Genomic DNA, 21,019 nt, shown 5'->3' with positions numbered 1-21,019 from the left:
CCACACGCGGCCGCGTCGCACGACCGGCCGCGTGCCATTTAAACCGCCTCACCGAAGGAATTCATCATGGTTGAACTGCATACGAACCACGGCGTGATCAAGCTCGAGCTCGACGCCGCGAAGGCACCGAAGACGGTCGAGAACTTCCTGAACTACGTGAAGAAGGGCCACTACGACGGCACCGTGTTCCATCGCGTGATCAACGGCTTCATGATCCAGGGCGGCGGCTTCGAGCCGGGCCTGAAGCAGAAGCCGACCGACGCGCCGATCGACAACGAGGCGAACAACGGCCTGAAGAACGACAACTACACGGTCGCGATGGCGCGCACGAACGATCCGCACTCGGCCACCGCCCAGTTCTTCATCAACGTGAACGACAACGACTTCCTGAACCACTCGTCGCCGACGCCGCAGGGCTGGGGCTACGCCGTGTTCGGCAAGGTCGTCGAAGGCCAGGACGTGGTCGACAAGATCAAGGGCGTCAAGACGGGCAACGCCGGTTTCCACCAGGACGTGCCGACCGACGACGTCGTGATCGAAAAGGCCGTCGTGGTCTGACGCACGGTTACGGAGACACTTCGATGTTGCAGGAGAGTCCGCCGCGAAGCGTCTCCGCGGGCGTGCCCGGCGAGCGCGAGTACGCGCAAGCCGCACGCCCGTTCCTGTTTCTCTCCGATCTGCATCTGAGCGAGGCGATTCCGAAGACGGTCGCCGCGTTCGAGCATTTCGTGAAATACACCGCCGACAGTGCCGACTCGGTATTCATTCTCGGCGACCTGTTCGAATACTGGATCGGCGACGACATCCTCGACGACGATCCGTTCGCGGCCCGCATGGCCGCGCTGATGCACACGTTCTCCGAGCGCGGGATCGCGCTCTACGTGATGCACGGCAACCGCGATTTCCTGCTCGGCCGGCGCTTCATGAAGGCGGCCGGCGCGATGCTGCTGCCCGACCCGTCGCTGATCATGGCGTTTGGCCAGCGCATCGTGCTCGCGCACGGCGACGCACAATGCACGGCCGACCGCGGCTACCAGGTGTTCCGCCGCTTCGCGCGCAATCGCGCCGCGCAATGGCTGTTTCTCGCGTGGCCGTTCCGCTGGCGCCGTGCGCTCGCGCAGCGCATGCGCTCGAACAGCGAAACGGGCCGGATGCGCCCTGCTTCGGCCATCTACGATGTCACGCGCGATGGCGTGGCCGCCCTGTTCCGGAAGAGCCGCGCGAGCGTGATCATCCACGGCCACACGCACCGCCCCGCGCGCCACCTGGAACCCGGCGGCATTCGCTGGGTGCTGCCCGACTGGGATCTCGATCACGGCAAGCCGCGCGGCGGCTACCTGCGCGTCGACGCGGAAGGCATCCACGCGATGCCGCTCGACTGACACCGCCGTCGCACCGACCGGCGGCTGTCGGCGCGCATCGCGCCCGTCACACCTGGCGCTCGACCGTCTTTCCTTCCAGCACCGCAGACAGCCGGCGCAGGTCGAGACGCGCCGCATCGGCGCCCTGCAGCGTTTCCAGATGCGTGCCGAGCTGCTCGAGCGCCGCGACGATCTCGTCGACACGGCGGCTTTCCTTCGCCGCGTGATCGATCAGGCCGTGGATCGCGAGCGACATCGGATCGTCGGCGTTCGGCGTGATCCCGTATGCGCAGAATGCCGCGCGCTCGGGCTGCGGCTTCGGCTGTGCCGGCATCACGATGCGTGCCGGATTGCCGACCGCGGTGCCGCCCGCCGGCACCGGCTTCACGACGACCGCGTTGGAGCCGATCTTCGCGCCCGCACCGACCGTGAAGCCGCCGAGCACCTTCGCACCCGCGCCGACGATCACGCCGGCTTCGAGCGTCGGGTGGCGCTTCGCGCCGCGTGTGAGCGACGTGCCGCCCAGCGTAACACCCTGATAGATCGTGCAGTCGTCGCCGATGATCGCCGTCTCGCCGATCACGACACCCATGCCGTGGTCGATGAACACGCGCCGGCCGATCGTGGCGCCGGGATGGATCTCGATCCCCGTGAGGAATCGTCCGGCCTGCGACGCGAAACGCGCGAGCCAGTAGCGCTTCGCGCGCCAGCAAGCGTGCGCGAAACGATGCAGCACGAGCGCATGCAGCCCCGGATAACAGGTCAGCACTTCCCATGCACTGCGAGCGGCGGGATCGCGCTCGCGAATCGTTGCAACGTCTTCGCGCAGTCTCGTGAACATGATGGGGTCTGGGAAAAGGCCGGCGCGCATCGCCGGCTATGGCCGGCCGTTATCGCGCCGGGTAATTTGCTTATGACGTTCGGCGATTGTAGGGCCAGTCGCGCACGGCCGCACGCGGTCGCGCGTTCACCCCGCCATCGGCGCGGGTATTCGGGCGAAAGGCCTGTTGGAGCAGGCGTCCGGATGGGTCGGCCGGATGGAATGCGCGAGGCCCGGCGCTTCCGCGCTGCCCGACGCACGGCCCCGGCCCGAAGCGGCAGCCGGGGCGACCGGGCAGCCGGTGCGCCGGCCGCTTACGCGTCGCCGTCGGGCTTGCCCGATTTCAGCAGGATGTGCTTCGCGACGCCGCGCAGGATGTTGACCTCCTCGCGTTCAAGCCCTGTGCGTGCGAACAGGCGCCGCAGCCGCGGCATCAGCTTCTTCGGATTGCGCGGATCGAGGAACTCGAGCGCGATCAGCGCGTTCTCGAGGTGCACGTACATCCGCTCGATCTCGTCGCTCTGCGCGAGCGTGCCGGCTTCGGCCGACGGTTGCGCCGGCGGCTCGCTCGCCTGCTCGAGAAACGCGACGCGCAGCTCGTACGCGAGCACCTGCACGGCCTGCGCGAGGTTCAGCGAACTGTAGGCCGGATTCGCCGGAATGTGCGCGAGCGCGCTGCACTGCTCGACGTGCTCGTTCGCGAGGCCCGTGCGCTCGTTGCCGAACACGAGCGCGATGTCGCCGGCGCCGACCTGCGCGCTCGCCTGCGCGGCGGCCGCGCGCGGCGCGAGGCGCGGCGGCCCGTATTCGCGCGTGCGCGCGGTCAGCGCGATCGACCAGTGAACGCCGGACAGCGCGTCGCCGAGCGTCGGCACGACATGCGCGGACGCGAGGACGTCGTCCGCGCCGCTGGCCATCGCGATCGCCTCGGGGTCGCTCTGCACGTGCGGCACGCGCGGCGCGACCAGCACGAGGCGCGAGAAGCCCATCGTCTTCAGTGCGCGGGCGGCCGCCCCGACATTGCCGGGATGGCTCGGCTCGACGAGCACGAAGCGGGTGGACGTGAAGCCGCCGGACGGCGGCAGGGACGAGGCCGCGCCCGGCTCGGACGGCGCGGCGGTGTTCTGCGGGGTTTCCACTACGATACGACTCGGTTCATCAGAATGGCAGTATGGTATCGCCATCGCCGCGGCAAACCCACTCGTCCGGACGGACAGTGGGGGTTTCCCCGCATTCCGGTCGCCTGAAACAGCCAAAAATCGGGTAAAATCATGCCTTTACGCGTCGCGCACCGTGCGGCGCGGGTCGTACCCCGTTCTTTGTCAATTCGCGTCTCACCTCGCCCGGCATGCTTGCGCCGTTCCGGGCGGTTGTTCCACTTCGTGGCGGCCCGTGCCGCCAGCTACAGGATCCAGCTCATGCATCCCATGCTCAACATTGCTGTCAAGGCTGCGCGCCGCGCCGGACAGATCATCAACCGCGCGTCGCTCGATCTCGACCTGATCGAGATCCGCAAGAAGCAACAGAACGACTTCGTTACCGAAGTGGACAAGGCCGCCGAAGACGCGATCATCGAGACGCTGAAGACTGCCTACCCCGATCACGCGATCCTCGCGGAAGAATCGGGCGAATCCGACAACGAATCCGAATTCAAGTGGATCATCGATCCGCTCGACGGCACGACCAACTTCATCCACGGCTTCCCGTACTACTGCGTGTCGATCGCGCTCGAGCACAAGGGCGTCGTCACGCAGGCCGTCGTCTACGATCCGAACAAGAACGACCTGTTCACGGCCACGCGCGGCCGCGGTGCGTACCTGAACGACCGCCGCATCCGCGTCGGCCGCCGCGACCGCCTGGCAGATGCGCTGGTCGGCACCGGCTTCCCGTTCCGCGAGAAGGACGGCCTCGACGCGTACGCTCGCCTCTTCACCGAAATGACGCAGGCCTGCACGGGCCTGCGCCGCCCGGGCGCTGCAGCACTCGATCTCGCGAACGTCGCGGCCGGCCGCCTCGACGCGTTCTTCGAGCAAGGCATCAACGTATGGGACATGGCCGCGGGCAGCCTGCTGATCACCGAGGCCGGCGGCCTCGTGGGCAACTACACGGGCGACGCCGATTTCCTGCATCGCCACGAGATCGTCGCGGCGAACCCGAAGATCTACGCGCAGATGATCCCGATCCTGAACCGCTACACCCGAGTCCACCCGGCAGCGGAGTAAGCCCGGGCCGCGCCGGCACGGCGCGGCTTTCGCGCATGCCGTTCGCGGGCATCGTCAAGATCGCGCGGCACCCGCCTCCCGCTCGTCCGGGAGGCACGACAATCTTCCGTGCGCAAGGGGCGCTTCGTGCGCCTATCCTGAAGTTGCCTGAATTGTCCGGGAGGCGGCGTACCGCCGCCCGCACTGCGTTACCCGCAACGACAACGAATGGTTTGCGTCCGGCAGCCGCCGCGCGGCGGACAACGCCGCCGCCGGCATGCCGGCCCCACCTGTATCAACACCGCCACGACGCCGTGGCAATCGCATCCGAGTCCCCATGTTACGGCTAAGCGAAATTAAACTCCCCCTCGACCACCCCGAGAGCGCACTCGAGGCCGCGATTCGCGCGCGCCTCACGGAGCTTGGCGTGGCCGCGGACGAGCTCCTCCGTTACACCGTGTTCCGCCGCGCGCACGATGCACGCAAGCGTTCGGACATCAAGCTCACGTACATCGTCGATCTCGAGGTCAAGGACGAGGCGGCCGCGCTCAAGCGCATCGCCGGCAAGCCGCATTGCGGCAAGACGCCCGACATGGCGTATCACTTCGTCACGAAGGCGCCCGAGCGCGCCGATTTCCTGCGCCCGGTCGTCATCGGCATGGGGCCGTGCGGCCTGTTTGCAGGGCTGATCCTCGCGCAGATGGGCTTCCGCCCGATCATCCTCGAACGCGGCAAGGCCGTGCGCGAGCGCACCAAGGACACCTTCGGCCTGTGGCGCAAGAGCGTGCTCAACCCCGAATCCAACGTGCAGTTCGGCGAAGGCGGCGCCGGGACCTTTTCCGACGGCAAGCTGTACAGCCAGATCAAGGATCCCCACCACTATGGCCGCAAGGTGCTGGACGAATTCGTCAAGGCCGGCGCACCGGAAGACATCCTGTATCTGAGCCGGCCGCACATCGGCACGTTCCGCCTCGTCAGCATGGTGGAAAAGATGCGCGCGTCGATCCATGAACTCGGCGGCGAAGTGCGTTTCGAGACGCGCGTCGACGACATCGAGATCGATCAGGGCAAGGTGCGTGCGCTCAAGCTGTCGAACGGCGAAACGCTTCGGTGCGACCATGTGGTGCTGGCCGTGGGCCACAGTGCGCGCGACACGTTCCAGATGCTGCACGATCGCGGCGTCTATATCGAAGCGAAGCCGTTCTCGCTCGGTTTCCGGATCGAGCATCCGCAGGGGCTGATCGATCGCAGCCGCTTCGGCAAGTTCGCGGGCCACAAGCAGCTCGGCGCGGCCGACTACAAGGTGGTCCACCACGCCAACAACGGCCGGGCCGTCTACAGCTTCTGCATGTGCCCGGGCGGCACGGTGGTCGCGGCGACCTCCGAGCCGGGCCGCGTCGTCACCAACGGGATGAGCCAGTATTCGCGCGCCGAGCGCAACGCGAATGCGGGCATCGTCGTCGGCATCACGCCGGACGACTACCCCGGCGGTCCGCTGGCCGGCATCGCGTTCCAGCGCAAATGGGAGGAGCGTGCGTTCGAACTCGGCGGCGGCGACTACCGCGCGCCGGGCCAGCTGGTCGGCGATTTCATCGCAGGCCGGCCGTCGACGTCGCTGGGTTCCGTGGAGCCGTCGTACAAGCCGGGCGTCAATCCGACCGACCTCAGCACCGCACTGCCGGACTACGTGATCGAAGCCATCCGTGAGGCGCTACCCGAGATCGACAAGAAGATCTCCGGCTTCGCGATGCACGATGCCGTGCTGACCGGCGTGGAAACGCGCACGTCGTCGCCGATCCGGATTCGACGCAAGGACGACTACCAGAGCATGAACGTCGACGGCCTGTATCCGGCCGGCGAAGGCGCCGGCTATGCGGGCGGCATCTATTCGGCAGCCATCGACGGCATCGAGGTCGCACAGGCGGTCGCCCTCAGCATGACGTCGGGACACACGTCCTGACAGAGCGGACGCGGTCGGCGCGCGACGGTCCGTGACCCGAGTGCGCCGACTTTTTCATGTCCGCGGCGCCGATATGTTTCATCGACGCCCGGCCATTGCCCGCTTTCGGCATGCCCGTCAAAACACGCCGGGAATCAGCCGGTACCGCACCTTCGACTTGTACGCACGATAATCGGCGTCTTCCGACAGCACGCGCTCTTCCATCCTGATTCGACCGATCTGCAGCAGCATCCAGATGCCGATCGTGAGCAGGTTTCGCGTACTGAAGTTGGCAAGCAGGAAACCGATTTCGGACAACAGGTAACCGGCATAGATCGGGTGGCGCATGAACCGGTACGCACCGGTCGAGACTACCCCGCGATTGGCTGGCAGCAGACCGAACGAGCGCCCGAGCGACATTTTCGCGAACAGCTGCCACGCAATCCCGCAAATTTGCCAGGTACCGCCCGCCCACTCGGGAATCAGTTGGGTACTGGCGGTCAGCTGATAGGTCAGGCAGTAGAACGAGCCACCGAGAGAAAAACACACCGCGACGGGATGCCAGTCGCGCCGTTTCGGCAATTTGGCAAAAGCCGACATGCCGACGGTCAGTACCGCGGATACCAGCAGCAGGATCAGCGTGATCCGGCTCGGCTCCGCTCGCCACGGCATATAAATCAGATAGGCAAATACGCCCAGCACGGTCACTGACGACACGCGAGCACACAGCTCGATCAGGTCGATCCGCCCCGATTCATCCGCGACCGTTGCCGCATGCGGCATCAGAGTACTTTGCGCGCATGCGCTCCCCGCATCCTGTATGGCCTGGTTCATGTTTTGTGCCCCGAGACTTATTGCGTTTTTATATATTGCCGTTTCAGACTAGCACGCTCCCTTCATTGAAACTTGCCTAAGTTTCGGTTTTGCACGCTTGATTGGTGTAAGTCCCGAGAGCATGGGCAATTAAAACAAACGACCGATTAACTGGATTACGCGGCATGCCAAACGTTTCACAGTTTGTTGCGCTCTCCAGGCGGACGAAATCGTCTGCGGTAATCGGCGGCTTTTATTTCAGAAGAAAAAGGGCCGAATGAAAGCGACGGAACGGGCGGCCATGATCGAAACCGGACAACGATGCTGCGCCGCAAGATCCAAAGCCGCAGCACGCCGCCCGAGGTCCAGACACCGCGCTGACATGCGGGGCGCGGTCAGCACGCGCGGGTTCGCGCGATCGTCCGCCCCTGGCCAAACGGCAAACTTCGCGCGTGCCCGCGGAAGCGACTGGTAAACTCGGGCAACCCAAGCAACAACTTCATGCCTGACCTATGACCACGCTGTCGCCCGACGCCTTTGCCGGCCACACCCCGATGATGCAGCAGTACCTGCGCATCAAGGCCGATCATCCCGACACACTCGTCTTCTACCGGATGGGCGACTTCTACGAGCTGTTCTTCGAAGACGCGGAAAAGGCCGCCCGCCTGCTCGACCTGACCCTCACGCAGCGCGGCGCGACGGCCGGCACGCCGATCAAGATGGCTGGCGTGCCGCATCACGCGGTCGAGCAGTATCTGGCGAAGCTCGTGAAGATGGGGGAATCGGTCGCGATCTGCGAGCAGATCGGCGATCCCGCCACGTCGAAGGGGCCGGTCGAGCGCAAGGTCGTGCGCGTCGTCACGCCCGGCACGCTGACCGATGCCGCGCTGCTGTCCGACAAGAACGACGTGTACCTGCTCGCGATGTGCACGGGCCACAACAAGCGCGGCGTCGCGGTCAATGTCGGCCTCGCGTGGCTGAACCTCGCCAGCGGCGCGCTGCGGCTCGCCGAAATCGAGCCCGATCAGCTCGCAGCCGCGCTCGAGCGCATCCGGCCGGCCGAAATCCTGACGCCGGACGGCGCAGTCGATGCCGTGCCCGCAGGCGCGGGCGCAAGCAAGCGCGTGCCGGCCTGGCACTTCGACATCGCATCGGGCACGCAACGCCTGTGCGACCAGCTCGACGTCGCGGGCCTCGACGGATTCGGCGCACACTCGCTGACGAGCGCATGCGGCGCGGCCGGCGCGCTGCTGCTCTATGCGGCGGCCACGCAGGGCCAGCAGCTGCGGCACGTGCGCAGCCTGAAGGTCGAGAACGAAACCGAATACATCGGGCTCGATCCGGCCACGCGCCGCAACCTCGAACTGACCGAGACGCTGCGCGGCACCGAATCGCCGACGCTGTATTCGCTGCTCGATACCTGCTGCACGACGATGGGCAGCCGCCTGCTGCGTCACTGGCTGCATCACCCGCCGCGCGCGTCGGTCGCCGCGCAATCGCGCCAGCAGGCCATCGGCGCGCTGCTCGATGCGCCGGCCAGCGCAAGCCTCGATGCGCTGCGCAGCGCGCTGCGCCAGATCGCCGACGTCGAACGGATCACCGGGCGTCTCGCGCTGCTGTCCGCGCGCCCGCGCGACCTGTCGAGCCTGCGCGACACGTTCGCCGCGCTGCCGGCGCTGCGCGAGCGCATCAGCGCGATCGTCGCGAATGCCGATGCGCTCACGCGCGTCGACGCGGCACTCGCGCCGCCCGCCGAATGCCTCGACCTGCTGACGAGCGCGATTGCGCCCGAGCCGGCCGCGATGGTGCGCGACGGCGGCGTGATCGCACGCGGCTACGATGCCGAGCTCGACGAGCTGCGCGACATCTCGGAGAACTGCGGGCAGTTCCTGATCGATCTCGAAGCACGCGAGCGCACGCGCACCGGCATCGCGAACCTGCGCGTCGAATACAACAAGGTGCACGGCTTCTACATCGAGGTCACGCGCGGCCAGACGGACAAGGTGCCCGACGATTACCGCCGCCGCCAGACGCTGAAGAACGCCGAACGCTACATCACCCCCGAACTGAAGACCTTCGAGGACAAGGCGCTGTCCGCGCAGGAACGTGCGCTCGCGCGCGAGCGCGCGCTGTACGACTCGGTGCTGCAGGCGCTGCTGCCGTTCATCCCCGAGTGCCAGCGCGTGGCATCGGCACTCGCCGAGCTCGACCTGCTCGCCGCCTTCGCCGAACGTGCGCGCGCACTCGACTGGGTCGCGCCGACCTTCACCGACGAGATCGGCATCGACATCGAGCAGGGTCGCCATCCGGTCGTCGAGGCGCAGGTCGAGCAGTTCATCGCGAACGACTGCCGGTTCGGCACCGAGCGCAAGCTGCTGCTGATCACCGGTCCGAACATGGGCGGCAAGTCGACGTTCATGCGGCAGACCGCGCTGATCGCGCTGATGGCGTACGTCGGCAGCTACGTGCCGGCGAAGTCGGCGTGCTTCGGTCCGATCGACCGGATCTTCACGCGCATCGGCGCAGCCGACGATCTCGCGGGCGGCCGCTCGACGTTCATGGTCGAGATGACCGAAGCCGCGGCGATCCTCAACGACGCGACGCCGCAAAGCCTCGTGCTGATGGACGAGATCGGTCGCGGCACGTCGACGTTCGACGGTCTCGCGCTCGCGTGGGCGATCGCACGCCACCTGCTCGCGCACAACGCGTGCTACACGCTGTTCGCGACGCACTACTTCGAGCTGACGCAGCTGCCGGCCGAATTCCCGCAAGCGGCCAACGTCCACCTGTCGGCCGTCGAACACGGCCACGGCATCGTGTTCCTGCACGCAGTCAACGAAGGCCCGGCGAACCAGAGCTACGGCCTGCAGGTCGCGCAGCTCGCCGGCGTCCCGGCACCCGTGATTCGCGCCGCACGCAAGCACCTCGCGTACCTCGAACAGCAGTCGGCGTCGCAGCACACGCCGCAACTCGACCTGTTCAGCGCGCCGCAAGCGGTCGTCGACGATCTCGAATGCGCGGACGCGCCGGCGCTGCCCGACACGCCTCATCCGGCGCTCGACAAGCTGCGCGCCATCGATCCCGACGATCTCAAGCCGCGCGAGGCGCTCGACCTGCTGTACGAATTGCGCACGCTGGTCCGGTCGCACGATGCCGACGGGCACGCGTAAGCACGTCTCGCCGGGCCTGTCCGCCCGTGTGGCCGCCGCGCTGGTCGCGACGGTTCTCGCGCTCGCGCAGGCCGGCGCACAGGCTGCTCCGCCGAAACGCACCACCGCGCCCTACTCGTTCGCGGTCGTGTCGGGCGTCATCAACGCCCCGGCGGACGAACCGTCCGCCCAGCGGCTGCTCGATGCGATCGCGCGCGAGCGCAACCTCGCTTTCGTCGTCTATGCGGGCGATCTCAAGGGTTCGAAGGAAGCGTGCCGCGATTCACTGTATTCACAGCGCGGCGCGATCCTGGATTCGGCGCGCGTGCCGCTCGTGTTCATTCCCGGCCACGACGACTGGCTGACGTGCAACACGGCAGCCGGCGGCGGCTACGACCCGGTCGAGCGGCTCGACTTCCTGCGGCAGACGCTGCTCGCGGATGCGGCGCTGCCCGACTCCGGCGCGCTGCAGATCACGCGGGAAAGCGAAGTCGCACGGTTCCGGCCGTATCGCGAGAACGCCCGCTGGATGCGCGACGACATCGTCTACGTCGCGCTCAACGCACCGGCGCCGAACAATCACTACCTGACGGCCGGCGGCCGCAACGGCGAATTCGAGGATCGCATCATCGCGAACGGTTTCTGGATCGACCACGCGGCCGAATACGCGAAACGGCGCGAAGCGCGTGCGATGGTGGTGATTTTCGAAGGCGATCCGCAGTTCGAACGCTATGAACGCGCGGAACGCTTTGCCTGGCTGCGTTTCAATCGGCCGCGCGTACGCGACGGCTTCCGTGAACTGAAACGAACGCTGGTGAAGGCTGCGGCGACATTCCGGGGCCCGATCCTGGTGATGCACGCGAGCGGCGAACCGTTGGCGAACGGCTTCCTGATCGACCGGCCGCTGCACGGCGACGATGGTGAACTGATCGGAAACGTGACGCGCGTCGCGATCGGACCGCGTCATCCGGCGAATCAATGGGTCAAGGTGAGCGTGTCGCCGTCAAGGCAGACGATCTTCAACGTGAGCCTGCAGGAGGTGCCGAAGAACCTGCCGGTGCCGCCCGCGCTGCCGCTCGTGCCGCACGACGACGTACCGCTGCCACAGATGCCGGAAATCCCCGCGCTGCCGGCGCTGCCCGATTCGTCGTCGGTCGCGCCGCCGCTGCAGGGTGACGGCGCCGCCCCGGGCGGCGCGTCGCGGCCTGCGCCGCCCCCCGCATCGGGGCCGGCGCCCGGCCTGCCTGCAAGCTCAGTGCAGGGTACGCCCTGACGGTGCTTCGCCGTCTTCGTCGTCGTCCTCGTCGACGATCTCGAGCCCTTCCGCGCCGTGCGCGTGCTCATGCTCGATTTCGTCTTCGGTGGCTTCGCGAACGTCCTTCACGGTCAGTGCGAACCGCAGCGCCATGCCTGCCAGCGGGTGGTTGCCGTCGAGCACGACCTTGTCTTCTGCGACGTCGGTGACCGTATAGATCAGCGAATCGACTTCCTCGTCGCCGTCTTCCGGCGTGCCTTCGAACTGCATGCCCACTTCGAGCGGCTCGGGAAAACGATCGCGCGGCTCGATCTTCACGAGTTCGGGATCGTAGTCGCCGAACGCGTCCTGCGGCTCGAGCTGAACCTGCGCCTCGTAGCCCGGCTCGTGGCCGTCGAGCTGTTCCTCGATCTTGGGGAACGTGCCATCATAGCCGCCGTGCAGATAAACCATCGGCTCGTCGCTTTCCTCGATCAGATTGCCCTGTGCGTCCGACAGCTTGTAAGTGACCGACACGACAGTGTTTTTTGCGATTTTCATCCAATTCTCCCAAATACAACTCTCATTATACGATGCGCAACCGGTCTCAAGCCGAACCGCGGGAAGCCGCTGCCGCCCCGCTCGGCGCGCCGCCCTCCGATCTTCCCACACCGCTGCTCGGCGGTCTCACGCCGGCGCAATTCATGCGAGGCTACTGGCAGAAGAAGCCGCTGCTGATCCGCCAGGCGATCCCCGGCGTCGCGTCGCCGGTCTCGCGTGACGCGCTGTTCGAGCTGGCTGCCGACTATGACGCGGAATCGCGACTGATCACCCATTTTCGTAACAAGTGGCAACTGGCGCACGGCCCGTTCGAACCGGGCTCGCTGCCGGCCGTCACGCGCAAGGCGTGGACCCTGCTCGTGCAGGGGCTCGACCTGCACGTCGACGCGGCGCGCGCGCTGCTCGACCGCTTCCGCTTCATCCCCGACGCCCGGCTGGACGACCTGATGATCTCGTATGCGACGGACGGCGGCGGCGTCGGCCCGCATTTCGATTCGTACGACGTCTTCCTGTTGCAGGTCGAAGGCCGGCGCCGCTGGCGCGTCGGCGCGCAGAAGGACCTGTCGCTGCAGCCGGACGTGCCGCTGAAGATCCTCGAAAACTTCGAGCCGAGCGACGAATGGGTGCTGGAGCCCGGCGACATGCTTTACCTGCCGCCGCACATCGCGCACGACGGCGTCGCCGAAGGCGAGTGCATGACCTGCTCGATCGGCTTCCGGGCGCCGTCCGCCGGCGAACTGGGCGCCCAGTTCCTGTACTATCTCGCGGAGCGCGGCGGCCTGCGCGACGGCGGCGGCGACGACCTTTACCGCGACCCGAAGCAGCCGGCCGTCGACACGCCCGCGCAATTGCCCCCGGCGATGGTCGAACGTGTCGCCGAGATCGTCGACGCGATCCGCTGGCGCAAGCGCGACGTCGCCGAATTCCTCGGTTGCTACCTGAGCGAGCCCAAGCCGAACGTCGTATTCGACCCGCCGGCGCGCCCGCTGTCCGAGTCCGCGTTCGTCACGCAAGCGTCACGGCGAGGCGTATGTCTCGACAGAAGAGCCGCATTGATGTATAACGCGCGCTCGTACTTCATTAATGGCGAGGAAGGACCGCTCGAGCAGGCCGGTGAATGGCTGCCCGAACTGGCCGATCAACGCCAGATGGAGGCGAAACGGTTTGTAACACTATCCCGGGTTCCCTCGATGACAGCCTTGTTGCACGAGTGGTATCGTGCGGGCTGGATACGGGTCGGAAGCCGGAATTAGTGTGAGTCGCCCCGTATGCCCGTACGGATCAAATTCTGTATGGGAAAGACAACGTATTGACCCCGCATTTGTCGACGGTCGATAGGAAAGTGCATATAATTTCCGCCCAAGCCGTAGGGAAGATTCACGCTCTAAGAAGTGCATCTCCACCAGCGGCCCAGGTCGGTGTTGGAGCACATTACCGGTATTGTTTCGCGCTGTTGCTTACCTTTAACCATAAAAGGACGTGATCATGAAGAAATCCCTCCTCGTAGCTTCCCTGTTGGCTGCTGTTGCACTGGCTGCTTGCAACAAGAGCGCTGACCAAGCTGCTTCGTCGGCTGCAAGCGACGCGGCTGCTGCTGCTTCGACGGCTGCTTCGGCAGTTGCTGGTGCAGCAAGCGACGCTTCGGCCGCTGCTTCGTCGGCAACGGCTGCTGCGAGCGACGCTGCTGCTGCAGTGGCGTCGGCTGCTTCGGCAGCGACGGCTGCTCCGGCTTCGGGCGCAAGCCAGTAAGCCTTCAGCATCAGCTGAAAAAAAACCGGCCCGAGGGCCGGTTTTTTTACGTCTGCCGTTTCCGTACACATCGCCCGGCAGCCGCACGGGGCCGCCGCAGCGGCCCTGCCCCGCTCATCCGAGCATCAGCCAGTCGAAGCCCGCGTCCTGCGAGGCCACGATCACGTCCTCCCCGTCCGTCCCCAGCACACCGCCGAACGCCCGGCGGGCCAGTTCCGGCAGGTTGTTCTGCTGGCTCAGGTGCGCCGCGACCAGGTGCTTGAGGCGGCTGCGTTCGAGCGACGCGAGGATGTCCGCCGCCGCATCGTTGCTCAGGTGGCCGTGGTTGCCGCCGATCCGCGCCTTCAGCGACTGCGGATAGCGGCTCGCAGCCAGCATCGCGGTATCGTGGTTGGATTCGAGCACCAGCGCGTCACAGCCGCTCAGGACGGCCGTGATGTGCGGCGTGGCCATTCCGACGTCCGTCAGCACGCCGAGCCGGCTGCAGCCGTCCATGAAGACGAACTGCAGCGGTTCCCGCGCATCGTGGGGGACCGTGTAGGGCATCACGGCCAGATCGCGTATCGCGGCCGTCTCGTCGCCCCACAGCACGTGGAGATCGACGTCGGCCTCGTCCGCGCCGACCGCGCGCGCGGTGCCCCAGCTCATATAGAGCGGCAGCGACGCGCGGCGGGCGAGCGTCAGCGCACTGCCGACGTGGTCGCTGTGTTCGTGGGTGATGAGGATCGCATCGAGATCGTCGATGCCGAGGTTCAGGCGGCCGAGCCGGCGCTCGACCTCCTTGGCGGAGAAACCGCAATCGAGCAGCACGCGCGTGGTCGTCGTGCCGCTCGAGGCCTCGACGACCAGCGCGTTACCTTCGCTGCCGCTTCCGAGGCTGGCGAATCTCACGCGCTCAGTTCAGCTGAGCTTGCAGCAGCGAGATGATCCGCTGCGCGTCCGACGAGTTGTCGACCTGGCCATTCGCGCCGATCACCGCGACCTGCGTGCCGCTGGCGCCTTGCGCGCGGACGTTGACGAGGTATTCCTTGCCCGGCTTCGCCGCCGACGGGCCGCCGTAGAACAGCTTGCCGAACAGGCCGTCACGCTTGAGCTCTTCCATCGTATTCGCGTAGCGCACGGTGTACACGCCCTTCTCGCGGTCGCGATTGTCGACCGTGAAGTTGGTGCGGTCGAGCGCCAGGCCCACACGCAGCCACGCGCGATCGAACGACTCGGCCAGCTGCAGCGTCGCCGCGCCGCCGCTCGTGTCGCTGACCTGCGCCGGCGCCGTCGCGGAACGTGCATCGGTCAGCAGCTGCTTCGCCTGCGCGTCGGTCAGGCCGAACTTCTGCATCAGCTTCGACAGGAACACGGCTTCGAGCACCGGGTTGCGCGGACGCTCTTCCCAACGCGACGACGTACCGCCCTGCGGGCCGACCATCATTTCCTCCATCGCGCTGTGCGTGATCGAGATGTCGGTGTTGCCGTCCGACGTGCGGTTCACGAGCGTGCGGAAGCGGTCGCGCGTGCCCGACGAGTAAGCGAAATCGATGACCTTGCCGATCGTGCGGCGGAACCAGTCGTCCGGGATATTCGCGCGGTTTTCGGCCCAGTCGGTCGCCATGATGCCCGTCGACGGCGCATCGGTCTTCAGCGAGAAGCCGTTCTCCTGCCAGAACTCCTTCAGGATCGGCCACAGCTGCTCGGGTGTCCGGCCATCGACGACGAGCCAGCGGCGATCGCCGTCGCGCTCGATATGCATGCCGAGCGGATCCTGCGCGCTCGGGATGCCGTCGGTCGCGTTGCCGGCCTGCGTCGTGACCCGCGGCGGCAGCGTGCCGAGCCCGGCGTTGCTCGGCGGCGCGACGAACTGTTGCGTCGTCGGCACCGGCTTCAGGTCGCTCGGCACGGCCAGCGGCGGCGCCGAACCGGTGTTCTTGTAGTTGACCCGGTCGGGGGCCAGGTAGTCGTTCAGCGTATCGCAGCCAGCGAGCGCGCCCAGCGCCAGCGCCACCACCGACAGCTGGATGGCGCGAGAGGAAATGGCGAAACGTTTCATGAAATCCTTCGTCTTGCTAGAACGCTCGTCAGGAGCGGCGCCGGACGGAGCCGGCCGGTGCGGGTTGATCAGGGGTCGAGCCGGCGGCCGCAGGACGCGGCCGCCTCGGCATCAGAGAACGCCGGCCTCGACGAGGGCCGAACGCACGGCATCGTGGCAGCGCTCGTCGAGCGCCGTGAGCGGCAACCGGATGCCGCCCTGCATCTTGCCCATCGCCTGCAGCGCCCACTTCACCGGGATCGGGTTCGCCTCGATGAACAGGTTCTTGTGCAGCGACAGCAGCTTCATGTGCAACGCGCGGGCGGTCTGGACGTCACCGGCCAGCGCCGCGCGGCACAGGTCGCTCATGGCACGCGGCGCGACGTTCGCCGTCACCGAGATGTTGCCGTGGCCGCCGAGCAGCATCAGCGCGATCGCGGTCGGATCGTCGCCGCTGTAGATCGCGAAATGCTTCGGCGCGGCCTTGATCAGGTGCGCGGCGCGATCGATGTTGCCGGTCGCGTCCTTCACGCCGATGATGCCCGGCACTTCCGCGAGGCGCAGCGTCGTCTCGTTCGCCATGTCCGCGACCGTACGGCCCGGCACGTTGTACAGGATCACCGGCAGGTCGACCGCTTCGGCGATCGTCCGGAAGTGGCGATACATGCCTTCCTGCGTCGGCTTGTTGTAGTACGGAACGACCTGCAGCGTCGCGTCCGCGCCGACAGCCTTCGCGTGCTTCGTCAGCTCGATCGCCTCGGCGGTCGAGTTGCCACCTGCGCCCGCGATGATCGGGATGCGTTTTGCCGCATGCTCGACCGCCGTGCGGATCATCAGGATGTGCTCTTCGACGTTGAGCGTTGCCGATTCGCCGCTCGTACCGACCACGACCAGCGCATCGGTGCCTTCCGCGATGTGCCAGTCGATCAGTTTGCGAAACGCCGGCAGGTCGAGACTGCCGTCTTCGAGCATCGGGGTGACGATCGCGGGGATGCTGCCGCGGATTTGAATGCCGTCTTGGGTGCCGTTAGCCATGAAACGCGATTGAATGTGTACCGGTAAACGTTGAGATTGTAGCGGATTAGCCGGGCAGTTCGTAACGTGGAATTCCCGCCCCCGCCTCCGGGGTCGCGCCCTCGCGCACCGCGCCAAGACGCTGGACGAACGCCTCGCGCGGCGCGGCGACGAAACCGTCCTCGTACGCAACCACCCGGAGGCGGCCGTGCACGGCGTCCAGCAGCTCGCCCGGGGCGAGCAGGAACGCGGGGTTGGACGGTTTGCCGACCGTTTCGTTTCCTTGCGCGAAGGTTTCGTAGATCAGCACGCCGCCCGGCGCCACTGCATCGAGCAGATGGGGCCAGAGCGGACGATGCAGGTAGTTCGTGACGATCACGGCTGCAAACTGCTCGCCGGCCGGCAGCGGCCACGGCGCGCCTTCGAGATCGGCCGCGCGGGCGTCAACGCCGGGAATCGCGCGCAATGCAGCCAGCGCGGCCGGATCGCGGTCGAGCGCGACGACCGGATGCCCGTGCGACGCAAACCAGCGCGCATGGCGGCCGCCGCCCGCGGCGACGTCGAGCACCGCGCCGCCGGCCGGCACGAGCCGCGACCATTGCACGACCCAGCGTGACGGCTCGGCCTGCGCGACGTGGCCGCCGGCGGCGGCGATGACGGATTCGCTCATGCGCGGGATCAGTTGTACGACAGGCCCATCGCGTCGCGCACGTCGCGCATCGTTTCCGTCGCGTACTTGCGCGCCTTGTCGCAACCGTCCGCGACGATCGCGCGCAGCAGCGACGGATCGTCCATGTACTTCTGCGCGCGCTCGAGCATCGGCTGCTGTTCGCGCAGGATGCCTTCGACGACCGGCTGCTTGCAGTCGAGGCAGCCGATGCCCGCCGAGCGGCAGCCCTTCTGCACCCACTCGTGCGTCGCTTCGTCCGTGTAGACCTGATGCAGCTGCCACACCGGGCACTTGTCCGGATCGCCCGGATCGGTGCGGCGTACGCGCGCGGGATCGGTCGGCATCGTGCGGACCTTCTTCGTGATCGTCTCGGCGTCTTCGCGCAGGCCGATCGTGTTGCCGTACGACTTGGACATCTTCTGCCCGTCGAGGCCCGGCATCCGCGATGCTTCGGTCAGCAACGCCTGCGGCTCGACCAGGATGATCTTGCGCGCGCCTTCGAGATAGCCGAACAGGCGCTCGCGGTCGCTCATCGACAGGCTCTGCGATTCCTGCAGCATGGCACGCGCCTGTTCGAGCGCCTCGTCGTCGCCCTCCTGCTGATACGCGTTGCGCAGCTCGTGATAGAGCTTCGCGCGCTTACCGCCGAGCTTCTTCGCGGCTTCGAGCGCCTTCTCCTCGAAGCCGGGCTCACGGCCGTACAGATAGTTGAAGCGGCGCGCGATCTCGCGCGTCATCTCGACGTGCGGCACCTGATCCTCGCCGACCGGCACGAGCGAGCCGCGATACAGCAGGATGTCGGCCGCCATCAGCACCGGGTAGCCGAGGAAGCCGTAGGTGGACAGGTCCTTGTCCTTCAGCTTCTCCATCTGCTCCTTGTAGGTCGGCACGCGTTCGAGCCAGCCGAGCGGCGTGCTCATGCCGAGCAGCAGCGCGAGCTCCGCGTGCTCGGGCACCTTGCTCTGGATGAACAGCGTCGCCTGCGCCGGATCGATGCCCGATGCGAGCCAGTCGATCAGCACGTCCCACACGTTCTTCTCGATGACCTCGGGAGTCTCGTAGTGCGTCGTCAGCGCATGCCAGTCGACGACGCAGAAAAAGCACGGGTACTCGGACTGCAGCTTCACCCAGTTTTTCAGCACGCCGTGGTAGTGGCCGAGGTGCAGCGATCCGGTGGGTCGCATGCCGGAGAAAATACGTTCTGGGAACATGATTGTCGTTAGAAAAGCGAGGCGAATGGGGACAGGATGGCGCTCAGCACGGCGTAGCCGACGTTGACGAGCGGGCGCAGCCAGAAATTCGTCAGCACGCCCGTCGCGACCAGCGCGAGGACGATGATGAAACCGTACGGCTCGATGCGCGACAGCGCGATCGATTGCTTCGGCGGCAGCAGCGCCGCCAGGATGCGGCCGCCGTCGAGCGGCGGCAGCGGAAACAGGTTCAGCACGCCGAGCACGAGGTTCGCGCTGACGCCGGCAAACGCCATCCGCGTGAAGAACGGCTCGTCGACGCCGACGGCGGGCAGCACGAGCGTCAGCACGCCCCAGACCAGCGCCTGCGCGAAGTTGCAGGCCGGACCCGCGAGCGACACCCACAGGCTGCCCCAGCGCGGATTGCGCAGGTTGCCGAACGAAACCGGCACCGGCTTCGCATAGCCGAACAGGAACGCACCGCCCGTCAGGAAGTACATCACCAGCGGGATCGCGATCGTGCCAAGCGGATCGATGTGGCGCATCGGGTTGAACGACACGCGGCCCATCACGTAGGCGGTGTTGTCGCCGAGCAGGCGGGCGGCGTAGCCGTGCGCGGCCTCGTGCAGCGTGATCGCGAAGATCACGGGCAGCGCGTAGACGGCGATCGTCTGTATCAGGGAAGCATCCATATCGCGTTATTGTAACAAGCGCACTCGCGCAAAAATGAACGGCCCGCTCAGGCGGCCGAGAGGCCGAACGGTTCCAGCGCGCCGCGCCCCGCGCGCACGAGCTCCGGCTCGTCGCCGGTCAGGTCGATCACCGTCGACGGTTCGCGCGGGCACGCGCCGCCGTCGATCACGAGGTCGACCTGCTTCTCGAGCCGCGTGCGGATTTCCTCGGGATCGTTGAGCGGCTCGTCGTCCGGCGGCAGGATCAGCGTCGTGCCGAGCAGCGGCTGGCCGAGCGATTCCAGCAGCGCGAGCGTGATCGCATGGTCGGGCACGCGCAGCCCGATCGTCTTGCGCGACGGGTGCGACAGCCGGCGCGGCACTTCCTTCGTCGCCTGCAGGATGAACACGTAGGGGCCCGGCGTCACCGACTTGATCTGCCGGTACTGGCGGTTGTCGACCATCGCGAAGTTCGCGAGCTCCGACAGGTCGCGCACGAGCAGCGACAGGTGCTGCTTCTCGTCGAGGCCGCGAATCCGGCGCACGCGCTCGACCGCATCCTTGTCGTCGAGATGGCACGCGAGCGCATAGCTCGAATCGGTCGGCATCGCGATCACGCCGCCCTTGCTGACGATCTCCACGGCCTGCTTGATCAGGCGCGGCTGCGGATTATCCGGATGAATCCTGAAGAACTGGGACATGGGGGCACGTAAAGGGGGAGGAATCGGCAACGCACGGCGGCGGCACGGGCGGCGGTCGGCCGCCCGGCGTCAGAGCCAGCGTTCCCAGACCGGCGTGAGGTCGGACGGCAACGGCGGCAGGCTGCCGAGCTCGACGCGGCCCTCGCCCGGCGCATGGAAATCCGAGCCGCGCGACACTTCGAAGCCGAAGCGGCGCGCAACGTCCGCGTATTCGCGGTACTGGTCGGGCGTATGACTGCCCGTGATGACTTCGATCGCGCGGCCGCCCAGATCGATGAACTCGCCGAAGAACGCGTCGAATTCGACCGGCGTGTAGCGGTAGCGGCCCGGATGCGCGACCACGGCTTCGCCGCCCGCCGCGCGGATCCAGCCGACCGCGTCGGACAGCGACGCCCAGCGATGCGGGACGAAGCCGGGCTTGCCGTCGCCGAGCAGGCGGTCGAACACGTCGGACGTCGATTCGGCGTGGCCGTTCTCGACGAGAAAGCGCGCGAAATGCGTGCGCGAGATCAGGTCGGGATTCGACACGTACTTCAGCGCGCCGTCGTACGCGCCGGGAATGCCGAGCGTCGCAAGCTGCTCGCCGATCGCCACCGCGCGCGCCGCGCGGCCGTGGCGCGTGCGGTACAGGCCGTCGACCAGCGCCGGGTTCGCGGGATCGATGTTCAGGCCGACGATGTGCACGGTGCGCGACGCCCACGTGACCGAAATCTCGACGCCGCTCAGGTAGCGCATGCCGAGCGCTTCCGCCTCGCTGCGTGCCGCTGCCTGGCCGCCGATTTCATCGTGGTCGGTCAGCGCCCACAGGGTCACGCCGCCCGCATGCGCGCGGCGCGCGACGTCGGCAGGCGGCAGCAACCCGTCGGAAACATTGGAATGGCAGTGGAGATCGGCGTTCATCGTAGGCATGGCAGGTAAGGCTTCAT

20 protein-coding genes and 1 pseudogene are annotated in these 21,019 nt (G+C 66.9%); 8 read left to right on the top strand and 13 right to left on the bottom strand.

Going from position 1 to position 21,019, the window contains the following annotated elements; translation table 11 throughout:
- Positions 1-66 precede the first annotated feature (66 nt).
- Together U5798_RS17630 and U5798_RS17625 are read left to right on the top strand one after the other, a co-directional pair.
- Positions 67-558, top strand: coding sequence for a peptidylprolyl isomerase (locus U5798_RS17630; protein WP_006478428.1), 492 nt, complete (start codon positions 67-69; stop codon positions 556-558).
- A gap of 23 nt (positions 559-581) precedes the next feature.
- The gene (locus tag U5798_RS17625) at positions 582-1,382 is read left to right on the top strand and encodes a UDP-2,3-diacylglucosamine diphosphatase (protein ID WP_124455422.1); all 801 of its coding nucleotides are present in this window, start codon (positions 582-584) and stop codon (positions 1,380-1,382) included.
- 46 nt (positions 1,383-1,428) lie between these two features.
- Here the strand turns inward: U5798_RS17625 and cysE are convergent, their stop codons facing one another.
- Positions 1,429-2,202: a serine O-acetyltransferase gene (cysE, locus tag U5798_RS17620; protein WP_322082755.1), complete on the bottom strand. Its 774-nt coding sequence runs from the start codon at positions 2,200-2,202 to the stop codon at positions 1,429-1,431.
- A gap of 293 nt (positions 2,203-2,495) precedes the next feature.
- Positions 2,496-3,320: an RNA methyltransferase gene (locus U5798_RS17615; protein ID WP_124455424.1), complete on the bottom strand. Its 825-nt coding sequence runs from the start codon at positions 3,318-3,320 to the stop codon at positions 2,496-2,498.
- A 279-nt stretch (positions 3,321-3,599) separates the two neighbouring features.
- Here U5798_RS17615 and U5798_RS17610 point away from each other — a divergent pair, with 279 nt between their 5' ends.
- On the top strand, positions 3,600-4,403 hold the full coding sequence (locus U5798_RS17610) for an inositol monophosphatase family protein (protein WP_124455425.1): 804 nt from the start codon (positions 3,600-3,602) through the stop codon (positions 4,401-4,403).
- 316 nt (positions 4,404-4,719) lie between these two features.
- On the top strand, positions 4,720-6,342 hold the full coding sequence (locus tag U5798_RS17605; protein WP_322082754.1) for an NAD(P)/FAD-dependent oxidoreductase: 1,623 nt from the start codon (positions 4,720-4,722) through the stop codon (positions 6,340-6,342).
- Between the two features lie 117 nt (positions 6,343-6,459).
- On the opposite strand, the gene U5798_RS17600 is transcribed toward U5798_RS17605, so the two are convergent.
- Positions 6,460-7,155 (bottom strand): methyltransferase family protein, encoded by a 696-nt coding sequence (locus U5798_RS17600; RefSeq protein WP_415859503.1) that lies wholly within the window; start codon positions 7,153-7,155, stop codon positions 6,460-6,462.
- 491 nt (positions 7,156-7,646) lie between these two features.
- Between U5798_RS17600 and mutS the strand changes: the two genes are divergently transcribed.
- Together mutS and U5798_RS17590 are read left to right on the top strand one after the other, a co-directional pair.
- Positions 7,647-10,304: a DNA mismatch repair protein MutS gene (mutS, locus tag U5798_RS17595; RefSeq protein WP_322082753.1), complete on the top strand. Its 2,658-nt coding sequence runs from the start codon at positions 7,647-7,649 to the stop codon at positions 10,302-10,304.
- On the top strand, positions 10,285-11,556 hold the full coding sequence (locus U5798_RS17590) for a hypothetical protein (protein ID WP_322082752.1): 1,272 nt from the start codon (positions 10,285-10,287) through the stop codon (positions 11,554-11,556). The genes mutS and U5798_RS17590 overlap by 20 nt, the downstream gene beginning before the upstream one ends.
- Here the strand turns inward: U5798_RS17590 and U5798_RS17585 are convergent.
- A complete protein-coding gene (locus tag U5798_RS17585) occupies positions 11,536-12,078 on the bottom strand; it encodes an FKBP-type peptidyl-prolyl cis-trans isomerase (RefSeq protein WP_059554208.1) in 543 nt (180 codons plus the stop codon). The genes U5798_RS17590 and U5798_RS17585 overlap by 21 nt on opposite strands.
- Positions 12,079-12,110: 32 nt before the next feature.
- On the opposite strand from U5798_RS17585, the gene U5798_RS17580 reads away from it, so the two are divergent.
- Both U5798_RS17580 and U5798_RS17575 read left to right on the top strand, forming a co-directional pair.
- Positions 12,111-13,331: a cupin domain-containing protein gene (locus tag U5798_RS17580; RefSeq protein WP_124455430.1), complete on the top strand. Its 1,221-nt coding sequence runs from the start codon at positions 12,111-12,113 to the stop codon at positions 13,329-13,331.
- Between the two features lie 56 nt (positions 13,332-13,387).
- Positions 13,388-13,634: pseudogene (locus tag U5798_RS17575) on the top strand (hypothetical protein).
- Here the strand turns inward: U5798_RS17575 and U5798_RS17570 are convergent.
- The 9 genes from U5798_RS17570 to U5798_RS17530 all read right to left on the bottom strand — a co-directional run bounded on the left by U5798_RS17570 (position 13,542) and on the right by U5798_RS17530 (position 20,993).
- Positions 13,542-13,898, bottom strand: coding sequence for a hypothetical protein (locus U5798_RS17570; RefSeq protein ID WP_185658230.1), 357 nt, complete (start codon positions 13,896-13,898; stop codon positions 13,542-13,544). The pseudogene U5798_RS17575 and the gene U5798_RS17570 sit on opposite strands and share 93 nt — an antisense overlap.
- Positions 13,899-13,941: 43 nt before the next feature.
- A complete protein-coding gene (locus U5798_RS17565) occupies positions 13,942-14,718 on the bottom strand; it encodes an MBL fold metallo-hydrolase (protein ID WP_282505507.1) in 777 nt (258 codons plus the stop codon).
- Positions 14,719-14,722: 4 nt separating this feature from the next.
- Complete coding sequence (gene bamC / locus U5798_RS17560) at positions 14,723-15,868, bottom strand: outer membrane protein assembly factor BamC (RefSeq protein WP_124455432.1); 1,146 nt, start codon at positions 15,866-15,868, stop codon at positions 14,723-14,725.
- A gap of 111 nt (positions 15,869-15,979) precedes the next feature.
- Complete coding sequence (gene dapA, locus U5798_RS17555; RefSeq protein WP_124455433.1) at positions 15,980-16,882, bottom strand: 4-hydroxy-tetrahydrodipicolinate synthase; 903 nt, start codon at positions 16,880-16,882, stop codon at positions 15,980-15,982.
- A 46-nt stretch (positions 16,883-16,928) separates the two neighbouring features.
- Positions 16,929-17,531 (bottom strand): class I SAM-dependent methyltransferase, encoded by a 603-nt coding sequence (locus tag U5798_RS17550; RefSeq protein ID WP_322082751.1) that lies wholly within the window; start codon positions 17,529-17,531, stop codon positions 16,929-16,931.
- Between the two features lie 8 nt (positions 17,532-17,539).
- A complete protein-coding gene (locus U5798_RS17545) occupies positions 17,540-18,742 on the bottom strand; it encodes a tryptophan--tRNA ligase (protein ID WP_006487046.1) in 1,203 nt (400 codons plus the stop codon).
- 8 nt (positions 18,743-18,750) lie between these two features.
- Positions 18,751-19,413 carry a site-2 protease family protein gene (locus tag U5798_RS17540; RefSeq protein ID WP_124455435.1) on the bottom strand — a complete coding sequence of 221 codons (663 nt, stop codon included), beginning with the start codon at positions 19,411-19,413 and terminating at the stop codon, positions 18,751-18,753.
- 47 nt (positions 19,414-19,460) lie between these two features.
- Positions 19,461-20,093 (bottom strand): L-threonylcarbamoyladenylate synthase, encoded by a 633-nt coding sequence (locus tag U5798_RS17535; RefSeq protein WP_069744852.1) that lies wholly within the window; start codon positions 20,091-20,093, stop codon positions 19,461-19,463.
- A 69-nt stretch (positions 20,094-20,162) separates the two neighbouring features.
- Positions 20,163-20,993: a 3',5'-nucleoside bisphosphate phosphatase gene (locus U5798_RS17530; RefSeq protein WP_185658232.1), complete on the bottom strand. Its 831-nt coding sequence runs from the start codon at positions 20,991-20,993 to the stop codon at positions 20,163-20,165.
- Positions 20,994-21,019: the final 26 nt, after the last annotated feature.

This window comes from Burkholderia sp. BCC1972 (assembly GCF_905339605.1).
Lineage (GTDB): Bacteria > Pseudomonadota > Gammaproteobacteria > Burkholderiales > Burkholderiaceae > Burkholderia.
This window is presented reverse-complemented; position numbering and strand designations above follow the sequence as displayed.